Raw genomic sequence first — 472 nt, 5'->3', positions numbered from 1 at the left:
GAGGAAGATACTCTACATCCAACATCCACAATATTATGGCACTAGACACCAGTTGTCTAGTTTGACTTCAGATTGTCTGTCAATGGCCATTTCTTTAAATGAATTTTATGCGTGCATCTGTATAATCTTTGTGTTGGCGCTGTACAGTGTGCCTCCCTTGCTTCGAAACCCTGTGCTATCTGGGTATGAACGAATTAAAGTCCTGGCTGAACAAACAGGTGGTGCTGTGTTCAGTGCTCTGGCAGGGGGAAGGTACTCTACATCCAACAATGTGAGAGAGCCGTTGTGACAGGCGATGTATGAGCAAGCAACGGCGACTTCCTCCAGTATCAACCTGGAGAAACGGATGATTAACCTGTTAATCATCGTTCTCAGGGCTGTGGTCGCCGTTGCAAACGCGCTGATTGCAGTTCTGGAACTGATCCGTCAGTTCATCGATTGATGACTGCGGAAACGTAACTAAGGGCAGGAA

Annotated in this window: 1 protein-coding gene; it reads left to right on the top strand. The window is 46.8% G+C overall.

Going from position 1 to position 472, the window contains the following annotated elements:
• Nucleotides 1–346: 346 nt before the first annotated feature.
• A complete protein-coding gene (gene dqlB / locus RTW80_RS27205) occupies nt 347–442 on the top strand; it encodes a DinQ-like type I toxin DqlB (RefSeq protein ID WP_000609149.1) in 96 nt (31 codons plus the stop codon).
• Nucleotides 443–472: the final 30 nt, after the last annotated feature.

It is taken from the genome of Escherichia sp. AM3, assembly GCF_032029835.1.
In the GTDB taxonomy this organism is placed as follows: Bacteria; Pseudomonadota; Gammaproteobacteria; order Enterobacterales; family Enterobacteriaceae; genus Escherichia; species Escherichia coli.
Note: the sequence above shows the minus strand (reverse complement) of the source record. Positions and strands in the feature narration are given on the sequence as shown.

What these genes read in the sequence shown, in the direction of transcription:
- dqlB (WP_000609149.1), top strand. Translation starts at nt 347, where the DNA reads ATGATTAACCTGTTAATCATCGTTCTCAGGGCTGTGGTCGCCGTTGCA.